General features: G+C 73.8%; 17 protein-coding genes and 1 pseudogene. 9 read left to right on the top strand and 9 right to left on the bottom strand.

Annotation, left to right across the window (positions count from 1 at the left end; all coding sequences use genetic code 11):
* Positions 1 to 14: 14 nt before the first annotated feature.
* Positions 15 to 383, bottom strand: coding sequence for a hypothetical protein (locus BMX74_RS43880; RefSeq protein ID WP_152992540.1), 369 nt, complete (start codon positions 381 to 383; stop codon positions 15 to 17).
* A 596-nt stretch (positions 384 to 979) separates the two neighbouring features.
* Positions 980 to 2,203, bottom strand: a complete 1,224-nt coding sequence (locus BMX74_RS07130) for a helix-turn-helix domain-containing protein (protein ID WP_218153908.1) — start codon at positions 2,201 to 2,203, stop codon at positions 980 to 982.
* 144 nt (positions 2,204 to 2,347) lie between these two features.
* On the opposite strand from BMX74_RS07130, the gene BMX74_RS07135 reads away from it, so the two are divergent.
* Positions 2,348 to 3,148 (top strand): alpha/beta fold hydrolase, encoded by an 801-nt coding sequence (locus tag BMX74_RS07135; RefSeq protein ID WP_176573463.1) that lies wholly within the window; start codon positions 2,348 to 2,350, stop codon positions 3,146 to 3,148.
* Between the two features lie 237 nt (positions 3,149 to 3,385).
* On the opposite strand, the gene BMX74_RS07140 is transcribed toward BMX74_RS07135, so the two are convergent.
* Positions 3,386 to 4,585 (bottom strand): citrate/2-methylcitrate synthase, encoded by a 1,200-nt coding sequence (locus tag BMX74_RS07140; protein ID WP_091099130.1) that lies wholly within the window; start codon positions 4,583 to 4,585, stop codon positions 3,386 to 3,388.
* A 75-nt stretch (positions 4,586 to 4,660) separates the two neighbouring features.
* On the opposite strand from BMX74_RS07140, the gene BMX74_RS07145 reads away from it, so the two are divergent.
* Complete coding sequence (locus BMX74_RS07145; protein ID WP_055506322.1) at positions 4,661 to 5,896, top strand: LeuA family protein; 1,236 nt, start codon at positions 4,661 to 4,663, stop codon at positions 5,894 to 5,896.
* A gap of 10 nt (positions 5,897 to 5,906) precedes the next feature.
* Here BMX74_RS07145 and BMX74_RS43885 read toward each other — a convergent pair whose 3' ends face one another.
* A complete protein-coding gene (locus tag BMX74_RS43885) occupies positions 5,907 to 6,077 on the bottom strand; it encodes a hypothetical protein (RefSeq protein ID WP_176573464.1) in 171 nt (56 codons plus the stop codon).
* Positions 6,078 to 6,166: 89 nt separating this feature from the next.
* Here BMX74_RS43885 and BMX74_RS07150 point away from each other — a divergent pair, with 89 nt between their 5' ends.
* Positions 6,167 to 6,625 (top strand): MarR family winged helix-turn-helix transcriptional regulator, encoded by a 459-nt coding sequence (locus BMX74_RS07150; protein ID WP_055505782.1) that lies wholly within the window; start codon positions 6,167 to 6,169, stop codon positions 6,623 to 6,625.
* Positions 6,626 to 6,700: 75 nt separating this feature from the next.
* Here BMX74_RS07150 and BMX74_RS45440 read toward each other — a convergent pair.
* A pseudogene (locus BMX74_RS45440) lies at positions 6,701 to 6,862 on the bottom strand (MerR family transcriptional regulator); the annotation flags it as partial.
* Positions 6,863 to 7,415: 553 nt separating this feature from the next.
* On the opposite strand from BMX74_RS45440, the gene BMX74_RS07160 reads away from it, so the two are divergent.
* Positions 7,416 to 8,411 (top strand): SIS domain-containing protein, encoded by a 996-nt coding sequence (locus BMX74_RS07160; protein ID WP_055505783.1) that lies wholly within the window; start codon positions 7,416 to 7,418, stop codon positions 8,409 to 8,411.
* A 60-nt stretch (positions 8,412 to 8,471) separates the two neighbouring features.
* Positions 8,472 to 9,104, top strand: a complete 633-nt coding sequence (locus BMX74_RS07165) for an HAD family hydrolase (protein WP_091099132.1) — start codon at positions 8,472 to 8,474, stop codon at positions 9,102 to 9,104.
* Positions 9,105 to 9,143: 39 nt separating this feature from the next.
* Here BMX74_RS07165 and BMX74_RS07170 read toward each other — a convergent pair whose 3' ends face one another.
* Entirely contained in the window at positions 9,144 to 9,575 is a 432-nt protein-coding gene (locus BMX74_RS07170; protein ID WP_091099134.1) for an NAD-dependent epimerase/dehydratase family protein, read from the bottom strand.
* 251 nt (positions 9,576 to 9,826) lie between these two features.
* Positions 9,827 to 10,903 carry a LacI family DNA-binding transcriptional regulator gene (locus BMX74_RS07175; RefSeq protein ID WP_055505786.1) on the bottom strand — a complete coding sequence of 359 codons (1,077 nt, stop codon included), beginning with the start codon at positions 10,901 to 10,903 and terminating at the stop codon, positions 9,827 to 9,829.
* A 164-nt stretch (positions 10,904 to 11,067) separates the two neighbouring features.
* Here BMX74_RS07175 and BMX74_RS07180 point away from each other — a divergent pair, with 164 nt between their 5' ends.
* From BMX74_RS07180 to BMX74_RS07195, 4 genes are read left to right on the top strand one after another with little or no spacing between them, the layout of a single operon-like run.
* Positions 11,068 to 11,892, top strand: coding sequence for a PfkB family carbohydrate kinase (locus tag BMX74_RS07180; protein ID WP_055505787.1), 825 nt, complete (start codon positions 11,068 to 11,070; stop codon positions 11,890 to 11,892).
* Positions 11,889 to 13,208: an ABC transporter substrate-binding protein gene (locus BMX74_RS07185; protein ID WP_055505788.1), complete on the top strand. Its 1,320-nt coding sequence runs from the start codon at positions 11,889 to 11,891 to the stop codon at positions 13,206 to 13,208. The genes BMX74_RS07180 and BMX74_RS07185 overlap by 4 nt, the downstream gene beginning before the upstream one ends.
* A gap of 4 nt (positions 13,209 to 13,212) precedes the next feature.
* Positions 13,213 to 14,100 carry a carbohydrate ABC transporter permease gene (locus BMX74_RS07190; protein WP_218153909.1) on the top strand — a complete coding sequence of 296 codons (888 nt, stop codon included), beginning with the start codon at positions 13,213 to 13,215 and terminating at the stop codon, positions 14,098 to 14,100.
* Complete coding sequence (locus BMX74_RS07195) at positions 14,097 to 15,032, top strand: carbohydrate ABC transporter permease (RefSeq protein WP_091099136.1); 936 nt, start codon at positions 14,097 to 14,099, stop codon at positions 15,030 to 15,032. The genes BMX74_RS07190 and BMX74_RS07195 overlap by 4 nt, the downstream gene beginning before the upstream one ends.
* A 35-nt stretch (positions 15,033 to 15,067) precedes the next feature.
* On the opposite strand, the gene BMX74_RS07200 is transcribed toward BMX74_RS07195, so the two are convergent.
* Both BMX74_RS07200 and BMX74_RS07205 read right to left on the bottom strand, forming a co-directional pair.
* Positions 15,068 to 18,856: an AAA family ATPase gene (locus tag BMX74_RS07200; RefSeq protein ID WP_091099138.1), complete on the bottom strand. Its 3,789-nt coding sequence runs from the start codon at positions 18,854 to 18,856 to the stop codon at positions 15,068 to 15,070.
* On the bottom strand, positions 18,857 to 19,981 hold the full coding sequence (locus BMX74_RS07205) for an exonuclease SbcCD subunit D (protein ID WP_091099140.1): 1,125 nt from the start codon (positions 19,979 to 19,981) through the stop codon (positions 18,857 to 18,859).
* Between the last annotated feature and the right edge of the window lie 40 nt (positions 19,982 to 20,021).

Raw genomic sequence — 20,021 nt, forward strand, 5'->3', positions numbered from 1 at the left:
CCGCCTGCGCCCGCTCAGAAGAAGCGGCGCAGGCGGAACGGGCGCACCACCAGCGGCGCCGCCGCCCGGCCCACCACCCGCGTCCTCCTGATGCGGGAGACCTTCCTCATGGTCGCCTTCACGCACCTGAGGAGGACCGGGTGGTAGCCGGGCAGGGCGTAGTACGAGATGACGACGCCCTTGCGCCCCAGCCCGCGCTTCGACAGGCCGAGCCCCACCTCCCGGTAGAGCCGCCGCGAGCCCTTCAGGGTGAACGCGGTCGAGCCGATGATCGCGTGGTTGGCCTGGGTGGGGCAGTGGACGAAGATCCGGACGACGTCGTTCTGCTGCGGCCGCCTCGGCACGACCCGCAACGACGTCACCCGCTTCCACCACGGCTTCACCTTCTGCTTCTTGCCGCTCTTGCTGCTGCTACTGGTGGTTTTGGAGGTCTTGGAGGTGTTGGTGGCTTTCGTACCGCCGGTGGCCGTGGGCGCCGGTTCAGGCGTGGGGGTGGCGCCGACGGGGCCTGGAGCCACAGCGACGGCACGCCAGGCCCTCCCACGCGGGACGTCCGCCCCCACCGGCAGAGACCGGCCTCCCTCAACCGTGACGCGCGCCTCCACCGGCAGAGACCGGCCTCCCTCAACCGGGACGTACGCCTCCACCGGCGAGAACCGGGCGGGCTCGTGGAGGCCGGCCCTGTCCGCCGGCAGGGGGCTGGTCGCCTCGCTCAGGGCGTGCGTGTCCGCCGGTGTGGGCGGGGGTGTCGTGAGGAGGGTGGCCGTCAGTCCGATGCCTGCGATGGAACGCACCTGCTGTCTCCCCGTGCCACACGCCCGTCCGGACGGGACGCCCCTCGGCCGCCCCGTTGGCCGGCCGCCCCTGCTCAGCCGGCGTGGTGACCGGCCGGCCCCCTGACCAGGCCGTTCCTCCCATTCTGGCCACCGGGCCCAGCGGCGGGCGGCGCCACGCCGACGCCACCCGCCCCTGGCGACCTTCACCAAGGACGAAGCGGTACGGCTTCCACGTCGCCCGCGCTGCTCAGTACCCCGGCTGGGCAGGCGCCGCAGTGCCGGGTGCGCTGTCTTCGAGGCTGTGCGCGGCGGGGGTGCGGCGGTGGGTGCGGCACTGCGGGCAGCGCGCTGGGCGGCACTGCGGGCAGCGGTAGGGACAGCGGTGGCGGTGGTGGCGGCACTGTCGGCGGCGCTTTGAGGGGTGCTGCGGGCGGCACTGTCGGCGGCGCTCTGGGGGTGCCGGGGTCGGCGCTGTCGGCGGCGCTGCGGGCGGCGCTGTCGGGGGCGCTGCGGGCGGCGCTGTCGGGGGCGCTGTCGGCGGCGTTCTGGGGGGTGCTGTGGGCGGCGCTGTGGGTGGTGCGCCAGGTGGCGGGAGGCGTGTCGGCCTGGCGCCGGAAGAATGTGGTGAAGTTGCCGACGTCACCGAAGCCCAGACGCCGGGCGCAGCCGCCGACCGGCAGGTCGGTGTGGGCGAGCAGTCTCTTGGCTTCCAGCAGGATCCGCTGGTCGAGGAACGTCTTGGCGCCCGTGCCCGTGGCCGCGCGCGTCGCCCGGGTGAGGGTGCGCACGTCGTAGCCCAGGTGACGTGCGTAGTCGGCCACGTGGTGCCAGTCGGTGAAGTGCTCCTCGACGGCGGCCCGGTAGGCGCGGAACACCTCCGTGTGCCGGCCGCCGGATCCCGTCGTGGCGGCGGAGGCCGGCGGGTCGGGGAGCGCGCGCAGGATCAGTGCCGCCAGCAGGTGGGAGAGCAGCGCGGGGGATGCCAGCCGTGGTGTCCGTACGGCCGCGTCGTGCTCGCGGTCGAGATGTTCGGCTGCGAGCAGGGCGAGGGACAGGCGCTGCCGATCCAGGTGCCAGCACGCCGGGGCGGCGGCCTCCGGCGCGGTGAAGCCCGGGAGGAAGCCGGGCAGGAAGAGGACCAGCGGCCCGTCACAGGCGTCGATGTCGCTCCAGCGGTGCACCATGCCCGGCCGGATCCACACGGCGCTGCCTTCCTCCAGCTGGTAGCTGTGGAAGTCGGCTTCGTGGGCGCCCGTTCCGGAGCTCACCAGGGCGAACACATGGAAGTCGGGGCGTTGCGGCTGTGTGCGACGGCGGTGGACGTCCATCGCGCGCAGCGCGGCGAAACTGAGCACCTCCACCCCGTACGCCGACCCCACGGCAGGCAGGTAGCGCAGCTGCCGTACAGCACTGTGTCCGTTTTCCACAATAATCGTGCTCCCTCGTCCAAGGGGCGCCCGCCCTCCTCGCATAGTGTCACGGCTACACCTGACACGCAGGTCAGGCTGCGGTACACAGCTACGGCAGGACGACGGGAGCCGTCGTCCGCAGCCGACAGGAGAGGCACGCTGATGACGGAAACGACAACGACGGTCCCGGTGGCGGGCGGATCACTGAACGTGCGGACAGAGGGCCGTGCGGGGCCGGCACTGGTGTTCGTCCATTACTGGGGCGGCTCCGCCGGCACCTGGAGCGGGGTGATCGGTCACCTGCCGGCCGGGCAGGCGACGGTCCGCTTCGACCAGCGCGGCTGGGGCGCCTCGCGGGCGCTGCCCGGGCCCTACCACCTGGACCGGCTCGCCGACGATCTCGTCCGCGTGGTCGAGGCGAGCGTGCCGGGGCCGTTCGTCCTCGTCGGCCATTCGATGGGCGGCAAGGTGAGCCAGCTCGTCGCGGCCCGCCGGCCCGCGGGGCTGGCCGGCCTGGTGCTCGTCGCGCCCGCGCCGCCGCGGCCGCCCGCCACGGTGACCGAGGAGTACCGGCAGGGTCTGTCGCACGCCTACGACTCGCCCGAGGCGGTGCGGCACGCCCTCGACCAGGTCCTGACGGCCACGCCGCTGCCCGAGACCGTGCGGGACGCCGCGGTACGCGACAGCCTCGCCGCCGGCGCCGAGGCCCGGCACGAGTGGCCCCTGCGCGGAATCGGGCAGGACATCACGTCCGCCGCTCGGGACATCGAGGTCCCGGTGACGGTGCTGGCCGGGGAGAACGACGTGGTGGAGCCGCCACACGTCCTGCGCGAGCACCTCCTGCCCTTCGTCCCGCACGCGACCCTGACGACCGTCCCCGACGTCGGCCACCTGCTGCCGCTGGAGGCCCCCGGCGCGGTCGCGGCAGCCCTCGGGGAGTTCCTGACGGCCGTTCAGCGCTGACCGCGCCGTCACCCGCCGCGGCCGGGACAGCGAACGGCGGACGGGCAGGCCGGGACGACCGGGAACGCCGGCGGCTGACCGGCAGGCCGAGGCGGCCGCCACCGGGATGGGTCGCCGGACCGGTGCGGCGGCGCGGAGGCCGGCGTCAGCGGGTGATCGGCGGGCCGGTGTAGGCGGCGCGGAGGCCGACGTCAGCGGGTGATCGGCGGGCCGGTGTAGGCGGCGCGGAGGCCGACGTCAGCGGGTGATCGGCGGGCCGGTGTAGGCGGCGCGGAGGCGGAGGAGGGTGCCCCTCGCGTACTCCTCCATGGCGTGGGCGAGCCAGCCCGCCGTCCGGGCCACGGCGAAGACGGCCTCCCCCGCGCCCGGCGGCATGCCGCTCACCGCGGCGAGAGCGGCGAGGGCGAAGTCGACGTTCGGGTCGGGCAGGCGACGCCTGCGCGCCTCGTCCCGCAGGGCGTGCGCGACGGCGAGCCGCTCGTGCCCCGGCGCCGCCTCCTCGACGAGGCCGAACAGGAGCGCTCCCCGGCCGTCGCCGTTCTTGTAGACGCTGTGGCCGAAGCCTGGGACCCGCTCGCCCCTCCGTACGCGCTCGGCGACGGCCCGCGCCGCGAGACCCGCCTCGCCGACCTCGGCGAGCAGCCGCTCGGCGCCGTACGACGCCCCGCCGTGCAGGGGGCCGCCGAGCACGCCCAGCCCGGTCTGGACGACCGCGTACGGGTCGGCCCTGGCGGAGGCGGCCACGCGGGCGGCGAGTGTCGAGGGGGCCAGTTCGTGGTCGGCGAGCAGCACCAGCGCCGCCTGGAGGGCGCGCAGCAGCGGGGGCTCGGCGGGGCGCGCGGTCAGGCGTGACCAGAGGCGTTCGGCGATCGACGTCCCGGCGGGCTCGGACCGCTGCGGCAGCGCGTCGACCAGGCCGGCGACGAGGCGCCGGCCGGTGTCGGCGACGGAGGCGGGGTCGAGCTGGAAGCGCAGGCCGTCGGACGCGCCGAGCACCGTGGTGATCACCTGGAGCCGGTCGAGGGGCAGCAGGTCGCCGGGGAGCCCGTGCTGCGCGGCCCGCGCCGCGCGCAGCGCCGCCTCGTCGCACTCCCATCCGCCGCCCCTGCTCGTGAGGGCGGCGGGGGCGCCGGTCCAGAGCCAGGTGGCGACGCTTTCGTAGTCGTGGCTCCTGGCCAGGTCGAGGGCGTCGAGGCCGCGGAAGTACGGCCGGTCGGGGCCGAGCGCGGTGACGGCGGAGTCGATCACCAGCTCGGGCGGCTGGCTCCTTGGCCGTCCGCGCCTGGCCAGTTGCTCGACCTCCTCCGCGGAGAACAGGCTGCGGCGGCCGTCGTCGCTGCGGCGGCGCCGCAGCACGCCCCTGCTCACGTACGCGTAGAGGGTGGCGGGCTTCACGCCCAGCCGTTCGGACGCGGTGGTCGCGTCGATCCACTCCATCCGCGCCTCCCACTCCTCAATGTTGATGAAAATCAATATTGATGCACATTATTGACGCATGTCAACGTGATGGGCATGCCACGTGTTCACTTCCTCGACGTCACCAACCGCGACGGCGTGCAGACCGCACGCACCGGCCTGTCCAAGTTCGGCAAGACCATGGTCAACTTCTATCTGGGCAGGCTCGGGGTGGCGCAGTCCGAGATCGGCTTCCCGTTCCTGTTCCACGAGGTCCCGTACGTCCGGGCGCAGGTGGCGCTGGCCGAGGCCGGGGCCTTCGGCGCGCTGCGGCTGTCCGGCTGGTGCCGGGGCGTGCCCGAGGACGTCGAGCGGGCGGCGCCGCTCGGCCTGAAGCACTACAACCTGTCCATCTCGACGTCCGACTACATGATCCAGAACAAGTTCCGCGGCCGGCTCGACAGGGCCGCCGTCATCAGGGAGATGACGGCGGCGGTGCGCGCGGCCAAGGCGGCCGGCGCGCTGACCGTGGGCGTCAACGCGGAGGACGGCTCGCGCACCGACGACGGGTTCCTGCTGGAGTTCGCGCTGGCGGCGAAGGAGGCGGGCGCGGACCGGGTGAGGTACTGCGACACGATCGGCGGCGACACGCCCGGCCGCATCAGGGAGCGCTTCGCCAGGCTGGCCTCGGCCGCCGCCATGCCGGTGGAGACGCACTGCCACAACGACCTCGGCATGGCCGTGGCGAACTCCGTCTCGGGCGCGCTCGGCGACCTCGACGCCGGGCAGGACGCCTGGATCAACACCTGCGTCAACGGCGTCGGCGAGCGCTCGGGCAACGCGGACCTGCTGTCGACGGTCCTCGCGTTCCGCCACGGGTTCGGGCTGGAGGCGGAGATCGGCGACCCGCTGGATCTGTCGTGGGCGAGGCGGTTCGGGCTCTGGGCGAGCTACGCGCTGGGCCAGCCGCTGCCGTACAACCAGGTCGGGGTGGGCCGCAACGCGTTCGCGCACGAGTCGGGCATCCACGCCGACGGCGCGCTGAAGGACCACGGCAACTACGAACTGTACGACGAGGCGTCGCTAGGCCCGTTCCCCGAGGACTGGCACGCGCGCCCCGGACGGGTGGTGCTGACGGGCGAGTACGGCGGGAAGGCAGGGTTCAGGCACGTCATGGACGGGCTCGGCGTCGAGGTGCGCGACGAGGACCTCACGTTCCGCCTCGTGCAGTTGTGCAACGCGATGACCGGCAGGCCGCTGACGGACGACGAGCTGCGCCTCGTCGCGGCCCATCCGAGGGAGTTGTCGCTCCTCTTCCCCGGCTACGAGTCCCCCGGCTACGAGTGCCCCTGATCGGCGCCCGTCACGGCATGAGGATGGCGAAGCCGATGAAGTGGGCCAGCACGATGATCACGGCGAAGGAGATGAAGACGAACTTGGCCGGGCCGTGCTCGAAGTGCTCGCCCTCCTTCAGCGGCTTGCGCTGGGCGACACGATCGGCGATGCGCTCTTCCAGGGGCTTGCGATGGAACATGACCCTCTTCCCGTCCGACCGGAGATTCTTGGCGTCCTAATCGTTGGTGTGCAAACTAAATGTAACATGGACGGAAAGGGGGGACCTGGATGACCGATGTGATTCCGCAGACAGATCCGCTGGCTCTGGACCGGCAGGTCTGCTTCGCGCTGAGCATCGCCTCGCGCAGCGTCCTCGCCATCTACCGTCCGCTGCTCCAGCCCCTCGGGCTCACGCACCCCCAGTACCTCGCCATGCTCGCGCTGTGGGAGCACGAACGGCTGTCGGTCAAGGAGCTCGGCGAGCTGCTGCAGCTCGACCCCGGCACGATGTCGCCCCTGCTCAAGCGGCTGGAGGCGATCGGCTACGTCACGCGCCGCCGCGACGTCAACGACGAGCGCGTGCTCGTGGTCTCCCTGACCCAGCGGGGCCGGGCGCTCAGGGCGGAGGCCGAGAAGATCCCGCCCGCCATCGTCGAGGCGCTCGGCATGGGGCTCGACGAGCTGCAGCACCTCCACGCGACGCTGACCCGCGTCATCGGCGCCGCCCGCGGCGCCGCCGCCCGCTGACGGCAGGCACCGGGCCGCCACGTGCCGGGCGGTCAGGGCCTGGGCACGGCCGGAGCCCGGCGACTCGCCGTCCTTCCAGGCCGCGACCAGGTCGTCCGTGTCGTGCTTCCAGGCGATCTGCTCGTCCAGGGTCTTCCCGTGCCACCAGGCGTTGCTCTCCAGGAACACGCGCTCGCCCCAGCGGGAGACGATGTCGTCCCGGTAGCGGTCGTTGAAGCCCTCCAGCATCATCCGCATGGAGGGAGCGGTGCCGGAACGCCCGGCTTCGAGGGTGTGCCGCACCGCTCCGATCCGCTGGTCCAGCCGGTCGCGCTCGAGTTCGAGGAGCTCGACGTGGTCGAGGAGGGCGCCGCCTCCTCGCCCTTCTGCCGGCCGAGGACGTCCGCGATGACCGGCAGGCTCAGGCCCAGGTCCCGCAGGTCAAACCCCCAACCCAGACCCCCACATGGGGCACCCCCGCCTCGGACAGAAGCCCACCCCACAGCGGGCACCTCCGCTCCAGCCGAAAGCCCGGCCCTCACACCAAGCACCTGCGCCCCAGCGGAAAGCCCGCCGCCGCCCCCTCCAGCCCCGGCAGAAGGCTCGCCACCCCCAACCGCGAGCTCGCCGCTGCCCCCTGAGTCCTGCAGCCACACTCCTCCGTCGCATCGGTCCCGCCGCCGCCTCCCTGCGTCGCCGCGCCGCCGGCGTTCCTCCTGCCCTTGACGCCTCCCGGTCTCAAGTGAGAACGTTATCAACACGTCGCTGAGAACGTTCTCACTTTCCCTTGCCTTCCTGAACGGAGACGCCCGTGTCCCTGCCGCTCAAGCCGATCGAGCCCGACCTCGCCGACAAGGCCGCGCGGACGATCAGCCAGCGCGCCCAGGTGGAGGAACTCGTCGCCAAGGCCGTCGACGACGGCCTTCGCAACGTGTTCCTCGTCGGCGCCGGAGGCTCGCTCATCGCCGCCCACCCCGCCCACTACCTGCTGGAGCGCGAGGCCACCCACCCCGTGTACAAACTGCAGAGCGACGAGCTGAACACCGGGCGCACCCGCAGGATGGGCCCGGGATCGCTCGTGTTCCTCGCCTCCTACACCGGCAGGACCAAGGAGACCGTGGCCGCCGCGCAGTACGCCAGGAGCACCGGCGCCACCGTCGCCGTCGTCACCAAGGAGGGCGGGCCGCTCGCCGACGCCGCCGACGTGGCCTTCACCGGGCAGAGCGACCTGTTCATGCAGCTCGCCGCGTACGCGCTGCTCCGCCAGACCGGCGTCGAACGTGACTGGGCGCTCCTCGACCAGGCGCTCGACGCGCTGCCTGCCGCGCTCGTCTCCGCCGCCGAGGAGGGCGAGGAGCGCGCCGCCGCCATCGCCTCGGCGCTCAAGGACGAGCCCATCACGTACGTCCTCGGCTCGGGCCCCAGCTACGGCTGGGCGTACGGGCTGGCCATGTGCTTCCTGCAGGAGATGCAGTGGAAGCACGCGGCCGGGTTCAACTCGGGCGAGTTCTTCCAGGGCGCGTTCGAGGTGGTCGATGACGACGTCGCGGTGATCAACCTGCTCGGCGAGGACCCGTCGCGGCCCATGGCCGAGCGGGCCAGGCGCTTCCTCAACACGTACGCGAGCAAGAAGACCTACCACGTCGACACGGCCGACCACACGCTCCCCGGCATCCCGCAGGAGCTCCGAGGCGAGGTGTCGCCCCTGGTGATCGCGGTGCTGATGGACCGGCTGGCCCGGCACTACGAATCGGTCCGGGGGCACGACCTCGACCAGCGGCACTATATGTTCAAGGTGGACTACTGATCATCCCGCCGGGCGGCTCCCCCGCCGCCCGGCGCTCCTTCCCCTCCGAGGAGTGATGGCGTGACCGTCGACCTGGTCATCTTCGACTGCGACGGGGTGCTCGTCGACAGCGAGCACATCTCCGTACGGGTCGGCACGGCGGCGCTGCGCCGGCTCGGCTGGGACATCGACGAGGCGCGGTACGCCGAACGCTTCGTCGGCTGCTCCCCCGAGTACTGGGACGAGCAGGTCGGCGAGGTGCCGCCGGGCTGGCGCGACGAGGTCGAGGCGGAGTACCGGGCGGCGGTCGCGGCGGAGCTGCGGGCGGTGCCCGGCATCGTGGCGGCGCTCGACCGGCTGGAGCCGCCGTCCTGCGTGGCCTCGAACGGGCGGCACACGGCGATCCGCCGCAGCCTGGAGCTGACCGGGCTGGCGGCGCGGTTCGCGGGGCGGGTGTTCAGCGCCGAGGACGTGCCGCGGGGCAAGCCCGCTCCCGACCTGTTCCTGCACGCGGCGGCGGTGCTCGGGGCGCCGCCCGAGCGCTGCGTCGTGGTGGAGGACAGCCCGTTCGGGGTGCGGGCGGCGCAGGCGGCGGGGATGCGCTGCCTGGCGTTCACCGGCGGCGTCACTCCGGAGCACCGCCTGGCGGGCCTCGGCGCCCACCTGTTCTCGGACGCCGCCGCCCTCCCCGACCTCATCGCCACCCTCCCCTGACAGACCGCCCCCCAGGCAGGAGCCGCCCCTGCCCGGGGGTCAGCGCGGGAGGGCGTGGCCGTTCTCGTCGAGGTAGTCGCGCCACGAACGCTTCGGCGCCCAGCCGAGCAGCCGGTACGCCTTCGCGCACGAGATGCCCGACGCGTCTGGCCGCGACAGCGCCCGCAGCGGGATCGAGTCGCCGTAGTACTCGCGCACCAGCTCGCGCCGCCATCCCCGACCCCAGCATGAACCCGCCGCACGTCGTCTTCCACAACAACCGTGGACGACCGCCTCGGCGCCGCGCACCACGGCGAACGCCTCCCCCGCGTCGGTCAGGTCGGCCTGCCGGTAGGCGGGCGCGCCGGGCTCGGCCCGCTCCCAGACGGGACGGGTGACGTCCACGGCCGTCACCTCGTGGCCGGCGTCCGCGAGCGCGCGGGTGGCGGCCCGTCCGACCTTCCCGTGGGCTCCGGTGACGACGACGCGCATGTGCCTGGCTCCTTCCGCGTACGGACGTGAAGGCTTCAGTCTGCGACATCCAGCCAATGCGCACGGACACGGGGCGCTTCGGTCTGCCGCATCCGCCCGCGCACACGGACGCGGGGAGCACGGTCTGCGGCATCCGCCCGCGCGCACAGGCTTCGAAGAAGCGGCGTCCGCCGCCCGCGCGTCCGAGGGCGGCGGTCAGGCGGGGGGCGGCGGTCAGGCGGGGGGCGGCGGTCAGGCGCGGGAGGCGGCGGTCAGGCGCGGGGGGCGGCGGATTCGCGTTCGATGAACCGGGTGGGCAGGCGGCGGTGGGTGACGCGCCTGTCGCCGCCCTGGACGCGGTCCAGCAGCAGCCGCCCCGCCTCCTTGCCCAGCTCGTACACCGGCTGGGCGACGACGCTGAGCGGCGGCGAGATCGCCTCGGCCCAGTCGGCGTCGTCGAAGGCGATGAGCGAGACGTCGGCCGGGCAGCGCAGGCCGAGGCGGCGCAGCGCCTGGAGCACCCCGAGCGCGAGCAGGCTGTCGAGGGCGAGGATGGCGGTGGGCGGGTCGTCGAGCCCGAGCAGGCGGGTGGTGGCGGCGGCCGCGTCCTCCCTGCGGAAGCCTTCGGCGCTGACCAGTTCGGGGCGCGGCTCGATGCCGGCGTCGAGCAGCGCGTCGCGGTAGCCGGCGGCGCGCGCGCCGACGGTGGTGGCGGCCAGGCGTTCGACCCCGCGCAGCCCCGGCCTGGCCAGTTTGGGACGCAGCTTCTCGTCGCCGCCGGTCAGTAAGGCGATGGTGCGGTGCCCGAGCGCGAGCAGGCGTTCGGTGGCGTCCCTGGCGGCGGCGCGGTTGTCGATGCCGACGGTGTCGGCCTCCACGCCGGGGACGCGCCGGTCGAGCAGCACGACGGGGATGCCCGCCTCGATCACGCCCTGGAGCGCGTCGCGGTCGGCGGCGTCGGTGGGGGCGACGACGAGGCCGTCGACGCGGCGCTCGGTGAGGACGCCGAGGGCCTTGCGTTCGAGGGAGAGGTCCTCGTCGGTGTTGACGAGCAGCACCTCCCAGCCGCGCTCGTGGGCGGCGTCGGCGATGCCGCGCAGGGCGCGGGAGAAGAACGGGTTCTCGATGTCGGGCACGAGGACGCCGAGCGTGTGCGTGAGCCCGGTGATCATGCTGCGGGCGAGGCTGTTGGGCCGGTAGCCGAGGCGTTCGGCGGCGGCCAGGACGGCCTCGCGGCTCTTGCCGCTGACGGAGCCGTAGCCGCCGAGCGCGCGCCCGGCCGTCGCCGTGGAGACCCCTGCCTCCCTGGCGACGGCCTCGATCGACGGCATGCTCCGCCGGACGCTCATCTGGACCCCCGTTGTCTGGTCGTCGTGTCACCCATCATGCTCCCGCGCGGGCGATCAACGGGCCACCGTAGCGGATTTCCCGGGGACTCTTGACACCGGGTCCACGGATTGAGAACGTTCTCACTCAAGCGATTGAGAACCTTCCCAAAACACTCGGAGAACGCGTGGAGTCTCGCAAGATCCGGCTGGTCGCCGTCGGGGACAACGTCGTCGACCGCTACCCCGACCTCGGCGTCATGTATCCGGGCGGGAACGCCGTCAACGTCGCGGTCCACGCCCGCAGGCTCGGCGCCGACTCCGCCTATCTCGGCGCCCTCGGCACCGACCAGGCAGGACGGCTCGTGCGCGCCGCGCTCGCCGCCGAGGGCCTGGACCTGTCCCTGCTGCGCGTCGTCGAAGGCCCCAACGCCACCGCCACCGTGCGGGTCGTCGCCGGCGAGCGCAAGTTCACCGGCGGCCACGAGGGCGTCTCCCGCTTCCGGCTCTCCCCTGACGACCTCGACCGGCTGGCGCGGGCCGACATCGTCCACACCGGCGAGTGCTCCCTGATCGAGGACCAGCTCCCCGCCGTCGCCGCGCGGGCGCGGCGGCTGTCCTTCGACTTCTCCGAACGCCCCTGGGAGTACGTCGCGGCGCACGCCCCGCACGCCGCCGTCGCGGTGCTGTCGTCGCCGTCGCGCGCCCGCCGTGAGGCGTTCGCCCTGGCCAGGCGGGTACGCGACCTCGGCCCCTCCACGGTCGCGGTGACCATGGGCCCGGCCGGAGCCGTCCTCGTCGCGGCGGAGACCCTGGCCTACGCCCCCGCCGAACCCGTCGGCGTCGTCGACACCCTCGGCGCCGGCGACGCGTTCATCGCCCGGCTCCTCGTCGGCGTCGCCTCCGGCGAGGACCCGCACGCCCTCGTCGCCGCCGCCACCTCCTACGCCTCCCGCGCCTGCGCCTCCTACGGCGCGTTCGGACACCAAGCCCCCCTGAAGGAGTCCCCATGAAGGTCCGCACCACCAGGCACCACTGGACCGCGCTCCTGCTGGCCCTCGCCACCGCCGCCTGCGGCTCCGGCGGCACCGGCGGCGCGCCCGCCACGGCCGACCTGTCCGCGCCCAAGGAGAAGGCCGGCACGCTCACCATGGTGACGAAGTTCGCCGACCCCCAGTACGCCCCGTACTTCGAGAAGGTCGTGGCCGCGTACGAGCAGGCCAACCCCAAGGTGGACATCAAGCTCGAACAGGTCGGCGACCAGCCGTACAAGGACAAGATCCGGGTGCTGAGCGCCTCACGCGACCTGCCCGACATCTACTTCTCCTGGGCGGGCGACTTCGCCAACAAGTTCGTCCGCGCCGGCCTCGCCGCCGACCTGACCGGCCAGATCGGGCCCGGCACGAGCTGGGGCTCCACGTTCGCGCCCGCCGCGCTCAAGGCCTTCGAGTACGGCGGCAGGAACTACGGCGTCCCGCTCGACCTCGACGGCAAGTACATGGCGTACGACAAGGCGGTCTTCGCCAAGGCGGGCGTGGGGGTGCCGAAGACGTTCGAGGAGCTGCTGACCGCCTGCGACGCGTTCAGGAAGGCCGGGGTGCAACCCATCGCCTTCGGCAACCAGTACGGCTGGGCCGCCCTGCACTTCGTCACCCAGCTCAACGCCTACGACGTGCCGCCCGCCACGCTCAGGGCCGACTACGACCCGGCCACCGGCGCCTTCACCGACCCCGGCTACGTCACCGCGCTCAAGCAGTTCTCCGAACTCGTCGGACGCTGCGGCACCAAGGACGCCAACGGCCTGTCGCACGAGACCGCGCAGGCGCAGTTCATCGCCGGGAAAGCCGCCATGCACTACGTCGAGTCGGTCGAGTTCGAGGTGTTCGTCAAGGCGAACCCGCCCATCGACTGGGACATCTTCCGCCTGCCCGCCCCCGCCGGCGCGGCGGGCGACCCCACCGCGCTGACCGGCGCGCCCGACGGGTTCCTCGTCAACGCGAGGAGCAGGAACGCCGGCCTGGCCGTCGACTTCCTCAAGTTCCTGTCCAGCAAGGAGAACGCGGCCACCATGACCAAGGACTTCTCCTGGCTCAGCCCCGTCAAGGGCTCCGCCACCTCGGAGAACGCGGCGCCGCAGCTCATCTCCGCGCTCGACGACATGGACAAGGCCGGACAGTTCGCCGTCTGGCTCGACACCGTCACCCACGCCGAGGTCGCCAGCGCCTACCTGTCGGGCGTCGAGGGCATGCTGTCGGGCTCCCGCACGCCCGAACAGGTCATGGCGGGCGTGCGCGACGCGGCGGCCAAGGCCAGGAAGGAAGTCGGGTGACGCCGTGGGCGCCCTGCTGACCCGCTGGCGCACCGTCGTCTGGGTGCTGCCCGCCGTCCTGCTGCTGCTGGTCTTCGTCTACTACCCCATCGCGGACAACCTGCGCCTGAGCCTGTTCTCCTGGAACGCCTTCTCCCCCGAGCCGCGCTTCGTCGGCCTCGACAACTACGCCGAGGCGTTCGGCGACCCCGTCTTCTGGCGGGCGCTGCTCAACAACGTCGCGTACGCGGTCGTGTCGCTGGTGTGCCAGGCCGGCGTGTCGCTGGTGCTGGCCGCCCTGCTGGAGGAGCTCGTCGGGCGGCGGCTGCGGGGGCTGCTGCGCACCCTCTACTTCATCCCCGCCGCCACCTCCATCACCGTCGCGGGCGTCCTGTTCTCCTTCCTGTACAACCCCAGGTACGGGCTGGTGAACGAGGCCCTGCAGGCCGTCGGCCTCGGCCACCTGGCCCGTGCCTGGCTCGGCGAGGAGGGCAGCGCCATCTGGAGCGTCATCGCGATGAGCCAGTGGCAGGGCATCGGCTACACCGCCGTGCTGTTCGTCGTCGCCATCCAGCGCATCCCGCGCGAGTTCTTCGAAGCCGCCCGCGTGGACGGCGCCGGGCCCGTCCGGACGTTCTTCTCCGTCACCCTGCCGATGGTGCGCGAGATGACCACGCTCGTCGTCATCCTCACGATCTCCGGGGCGTTCCTCGTCTTCAACGAGGTCATGGTCATGACCTCCGGCGGCCCCGACAACTCCAGCCAGGTCCTCGGCACCTGGCTCTACCACCAGGCGTTCTTCGAGGACGACATGGGTTACGCCGCCGCCGTCGCCACCGTCGTCTTCGTCGTCACGTTCGCCATCGCCGCGCTGCAACTGGCGCTGAGCCGCCGACGGAGGGACGACGCATGACCGCTGTGAAGCAGGGCGCCCCGGAGGAGGGCGCCCTGGAAGAGGGCGCTCCGGAGAAGCGCGCCGTCGCGGTGCCGCCCGCTCGGCCGCCCGCCCGCGGCGGCGCCGTGACCCTGCGCTGGGTGGCCGCCCGGGTGCTGGGCTGGAGCGTCCTCGCCGGGTTCGCCGTGGCCGTGCTGTACCCGCTGCTGTGGATGGTGCTCAGCGGGTTCAAGGACAACCAGGAGATCTTCGAGCAGCCGTGGGGGCTGCCCGGCGCGCTGCGCTGGGAGAACTACGCCCGCGCCTGGGAGCTCGGCGTCGTCCGGTACTTCACCAACAGCGTCATCGTCACCGTCGCCTCGATCGTGGCCACCACGCTGATCAGCGCCTGGGCGGCGTACGGGCTGTGCCGGCTGCGCATGCCCTTCGGCAACGCCGTGGCGCTGCTGGTGCTGGGCGGGCTGCTGCTGTCGCCGACCGTCGCGCTGATCCCGCTGTTCCGCCTGCTCACGTCGATCGGGCTGTTCGACACGTACTGGGCGCTGATCGTGCTCTACACCGCGTTCCGCGTACCGTTCACGATCTTCCTGATCCGGGCGTACATGATCGAGCTGCCGCGGGAGGTGGACGAGGCCGCCACCCTCGACGGCGCCTCCCCCACGCAGATCTTCTGGCGGGTCATCCTGCCGATGTGCCGTCCCATCCTCGTGTCGGCGGCGCTGCTGCAGGCGCTGTTCGCGTGGAACGAGTTCGCGTTCGCGCTGGTGTTCGTCAGCGACGACGCCATGAAGACGCTGCCCGTCGGGCTGATGGCGATGCAGAGCCGCCTGCTGACCGACTGGCCCGTGGTGCTCGCCGGCCTCACGATCGCGGCGCTCCCCACGATCCTGCTGTTCCTGGCGGGACAGCGCCAGTTCATCCGCGGCCTCACAGAAGGCGTGGGCAAGTAGCCCCCGAACCCCACCGCCCCTGAAGGGGTGGTGGGTCAGGTGGCTCCGAGGACTGACAGGGTGGAGCCGGTGCGGGTCTTGGAGACCTTGAGCTGGGCGGTGACGCGGGTGCGCAGCTCGGCGACGTGGCTGACGATGCCCACCGCGCGCCCGCCGTCGCGCAGCCCGTCGAGGATGTCGAGCACGCCGTCGAGGGTGTCCTCGTCGAGGGTGCCGAACCCCTCGTCCACGAAGAGGGTGCCGAGGTCGGTGCCGCCCGCCTCGGCCGTCACCACGTCGGCCAGCCCGAGAGCGAGCGCCAGCGACGTGACGAAGCTCTCGCCGCCGGACAGCGTGGCCGGGTCGCGGTCGACGCCGGTCCAGCCGTCGGCGACGCGCAGGCCGAGGCCGCCGCCCGAGCGCCCCCTCGACCCCGCCGTCTTGCCCAGGTCGTGCCGCAGCAGGTAGCGCCCGCCTGACATGTGGTCGAGCCGTTCGTTGGCGGCGTCGACCACCTGCCGCAGCCGCTCCCCCAGCACGTACGACGACAGGCTCATGCTCCACCGGTTGTCGCCGGACGTGCCGCTGGCCAGCGACGCCATGCGCTCGGCCAGGCGGTGCCGCTCGGCGGCGGGCTGCCAGCGTTCGATGCAGGCGCCCAGTTCGGCCCGCAGTTCCTGCAGGCGGGCGGCCCTGGCCACGGCCCTGTCGCGGGCGCTGGCCGCGGAGGTGCGGGCCTGTTCGGCCGTGTCCCTGGCCGCGGCCAGCCCCTGCAGGTCGGGGGCGGGCTCGGCGGCGGCCGCGGCCAGCTCGGGGTCGGCCAGGGTGGACTCCACCGCCGCGTAGTCGGCGTCGAGACGGCGCAGCAGTTCGATCTTGGTCTCGCGCTCGGCAGGGGGCCTGGCGGCCGCCTCGGCGTCGGCGACGTCGGCGAACCCGGCCTCCGCCGCGGCCTCCTCGGCGGCGCGTACGGCGCCGTCCAGCTCCGCCTCGGCGGCGAGCGCCGCCTGGGTGGCCTCCAGCGCCTCGCGCAGCAGCGTCGCCTCGTCGCCCAGCCGGGACAGCCGGCCCGCGAGGGTCGCGTCGCCGCCGCGCGCCGCGTCGAGCCGGGCCGCGAGCCGCGTCGCGTCGCCGCTCAGCTCTTCCTGCCTGGTACGGCACGCCGCCAGCCGCCCGGCGATGCGCCGCCCCTCCTCCTCCAGGTGCTGACGCTCCTGTCCGAGCCTGGCCGCCTCGCCGGCGAGCACCGGCTCCCGCGCCGCCGACGCCCCCAGCCGCGCGAGCTCCCGCTCGGCGACGGCCAGCACGGCCGGTCCGTGGACGTCCGCGACGTCGCCGGCGTGCGCATCCCGTCGACCGACGTCGGCAGGACCGCCCGGCGAATCGCCGCCAGGAGGGCCGCCGGGGTGAGCCCCGGACCCGGCGGGGAGGGTGGTGCCGGCGGACTGGGCGAGGCGGGCCCTCAGGCGGGCACGTTCGGACTCCAGGTGGGCGCGCTGGGCGCGGCGGGCCGCCAGCGCTTCGGCGAGCTCCCGCGCGGTGTCGCGGACCCGCTCGCGTTCGGCCTCCACGCGCTCCAGGTCGGCGGCCAGCGCGGGCTCGCGCTCCGCCACCGCCCGCAGGCGCGCGAGCTCCTGCTCGGCCGCCGCCACGCCGGTGCCGGCCGCGTCGGCGTCGAGCCCGCCGCAGGACTCCGTGGCCGCGGCGAGCCGGGATTCGAGCGACGCGAGCGCCCGTTCCGCGGCCTCGCGCTCGGCGAGGGCGGATTCGTGCGCGCTCTCGGCGGCGCGCTCGTCCTCGGGGGACGGCGCGCTCGGCGCCGGGGACGCGGGGCGCGGATGGCTCTCAGAGCCGCAGACCGCGCACGGCCGTCCTTCGGCCAGGTCGCGGGCGAGCTCGGCCGCCATGCCGTCGATGCGGGCCTGCCGGATGTCGAGCCACCGTTCGCGCAGCTCCTGGGCGCGGTCGACGAGCACCTGAAGCGCGGCGGCCGACGACTCCGCCTCGGCGGCGAGCGCGTCGCGGCGGCGGACGGCGTCGAGGGTGGCCCGCGCCTGTTCGAGGGCGGCCGTGGCGGCGGGGACGGCAGCCGTGCTGGTACGCACCTCGGCCAGAGCGGCGGCGGCGTCGGCGAGCCGCCGGGGCAGCTCGGCCTCGGCGGCCGACACGTCGGCCTCGCGCCGCTCCAGCGCGCCGAGCTCGACGGCCAGCCGTTCCAGCTCGCGTTCGACGCCGATGAGGTCGGCGGCGGCGTCGCGCACGGCCTGGACGGCGGGGATCGCGGCGGCGTCGAGACGGGCGCGGGCGAGCCTGGCCTCGGCCTGCTCGATCAGGCCGGGCAGGGCGGCGAGCCTGGCGGCCACGCCTTCGTCGGCCTCGGCCAGCTCGGCCAGCTCCTCCTCGGCCCGCAGCAGGTCGCGCCGGACCACCGACAGCCTGGCCTCCTCGGTGAGCAGCTCGGACAGGCGGGCGATCTCGTCCTGGCGCTGCCGCTCCAACGCCGCCAGTTCGCCGGGGGAGGGCGCGCCGGAGAACCGCAGGCCCAGGTCGCCGCCGGACCCACGCCTCGGACGCACCCATGCGGGCCGTCTTCCCCCGCGAATGGCCCTCTCGGCGCGCCGATCGACGGCATCGGCCCAGTGCCCTTCCCGACCGCGCTCGCGACCGGCGCCGGAGGGCCCGGGGGCATCGGGCCTTTCGGCGCCCGGCATGCCGGGCGACCAGGAGGACGAGGCCGTGGCGAGCAGGGGGTGGGCGCGGGCCAGGGCGTCGGCGGCGAGGACCCCGGCCTTGGTCGCGAGCTCGGCGCGTTGCCTGGCCGCCGTGATCAGCGGGAGGACGCGGTCGGCGCGGGCGGCGTCGTCGAGGACGGCCTGGAGTTCGGCGCGTTCCTCCGCGCGTTCGTCGAGTGTGCGGCGGAGCGTCAGCGCCTCGGCGTGGCGGCGCTGCCGGTCGGCCAGGGCGGCGGCCTGCTCGAAGCGCACGCGTACGTCGCGCAGGGCCTGCTCGGCGGCGGTGTGGCGCCCGGTCTCCGTGACCACGACGGCACGGGCGGCGTCGAGCAGCGCGCCCGCCCATCGAAGGGGGTCGTCCTCGGGCGCCGGCGCCTCCTGGCCGCCGTGCGCCGAGGCCGCCCCGGACGCTTCGGCGTGGGCTTGGTGGGCGGCTTCGAGGGTGTCGCCGGCGGCCTCCTCCAGGCGTTGGAGGGCGTAGTCGACCTGCTGGCGGAGGTCTTGCTGCTCGCGCCAGGCCTGTTTGCGGTGGTCGGCGAGCCACGACTCGGCCTGGGTGAAGATCTTGACGCTGAAGAGGCGTTCGAGGAGCTTGGCGCGCTCCTCGCCGTCGGCGCGCAGGAACCTGGCGAAGTCGCCCTGCGGCAGCATCGCCACCTGGCAGAACTGGTCGGCGTTCATGCCGAGCAGGCCGCCCACCAGGTCTCCCGCCTCGTCGAGGCGCGTGGTCAGGCCCTGCCAGGCGTCGCCCACGCGCTCCTCGACGACGACCTTGGGCTTCTCCTCGGTGAAGCCGGACCCGCGCAGCTTGGGGCGCTGCCACGACGGCGAGCGCCTGATGCGCAGCAGCCGGCCCCTGACGGTGACCTCCAGCGTGACGGACGGCCCCGCGGACGGCGGCGCGTGGTCGCAGCGCAGGCTGCGGGCCTTGTCGCGCAGCCCCGGGACGCGGCCGAACAGGGCGAAGCAGAGCGCGTCGAGGACGGTGGTCTTGCCGGCGCCGGTGGGGCCGTGGACGAGGAAGAGCCCCGCCCCGGCGAGGGCGTCGAAGTCGACGGTCTCGGTGCCGGGGAAGGAGCCGAAGGCGGTGAGGGTGAGCCGGTGCGGACGCATCTACGCCATCGTCTCCTTCACCCTCGACGCCTCGACGGCGTTTCGCAACAGCTCCTCCTCGTCGGGGTCGGCGGGCTCGCCGCGTACCTCGCGGACGAAGTCGAGCGCGACCTCGGCCTCGGGCCGCCCGCTGATGCGGACGGGCGGCGCGGCGGGCGCGGCTCCGACGGGGTCGAAGGCGAGGGCGAGCGTGTGGGGGAAGCGGGCGCGCAGGCGGTCCATCGCCGACTTGGGACGGACGGCGTCGGTGAGGGTGACGTGGAGCCAGTGGCCCTCGTACGCGGCGTGGGCGGGCGAGGCGAGCAGGTCGTCGAGCCTGCCGCGCAGCCTGCCGACGGGCCTCGGCACGGGCGCGGCGACGAACTCGACCCCGGTCACGCCCCGCCCGGGGGCGAGCTCGACCAGCCACGACCCCTTGACGTGGCCGGCCTCGGAGAACGAGTACGCCAGGGGCGAGCCCGAGTAACGCACCGTCTCGGACATGCGCTGCCTGCCGTGCAGGTGGCCGAGCGCGACGTAGTCGACCCCGTCGAACACCGGCAGCGGGACCTGGGCGACGCCGCCGACGCTGATGTCGCGCTCGCTGTCGCTGGCCTGCCCGCCGGTGACGAAGCAGTGGGCGAGGACGACGGAGCCCGCGTGCCGCCCGGCGTCGGCCCTGACGCGGGTCATGACGTGGGTGAGCGCGGTGGTGTGGCTGCGGTCGGGCAGCTCCCAGGCGGCACGGACGAGCTCGGGCTCCAGGTAGGGGACGCCGTAGAAGGCGACGCCGTCGACGACGACGGGCTCCCACGAGCGGGCGGGGTCGGCGCGTACGTGGACGCCGGAGCTCTCGAACAGCGCCGAGCCGAACCTCAGCCGCAGCGCGGAGTCGTGGTTGCCGCTGATCAGCACCACCCGCGCCCCGGCGGCGCGCAGCCGGGCGAGCGCGTCGTCGAGCAGGGCGACCGCGTCGACGGGGGGCAGGGCGCGGTCGTAGACGTCGCCGGAGACGGCGACGACGTCGACGTGTTCGGACCGCACGGTCTCGACCAGGTGGTCGACGAACGCCGCCTGGCCGGACAGCAGGCTCTCGCGGTGGAAGGACCGCCCGAGGTGCCAGTCGGAGGTGTGCAGGATCCGCATGTCGCAGGAAGCTAACAGTTCTCACCGACAAATGCGGCCC

This window comes from Nonomuraea pusilla (genome assembly GCF_900109355.1).
In the GTDB taxonomy this organism is placed as follows: domain Bacteria; phylum Actinomycetota; class Actinomycetes; order Streptosporangiales; family Streptosporangiaceae; genus Nonomuraea; species Nonomuraea pusilla.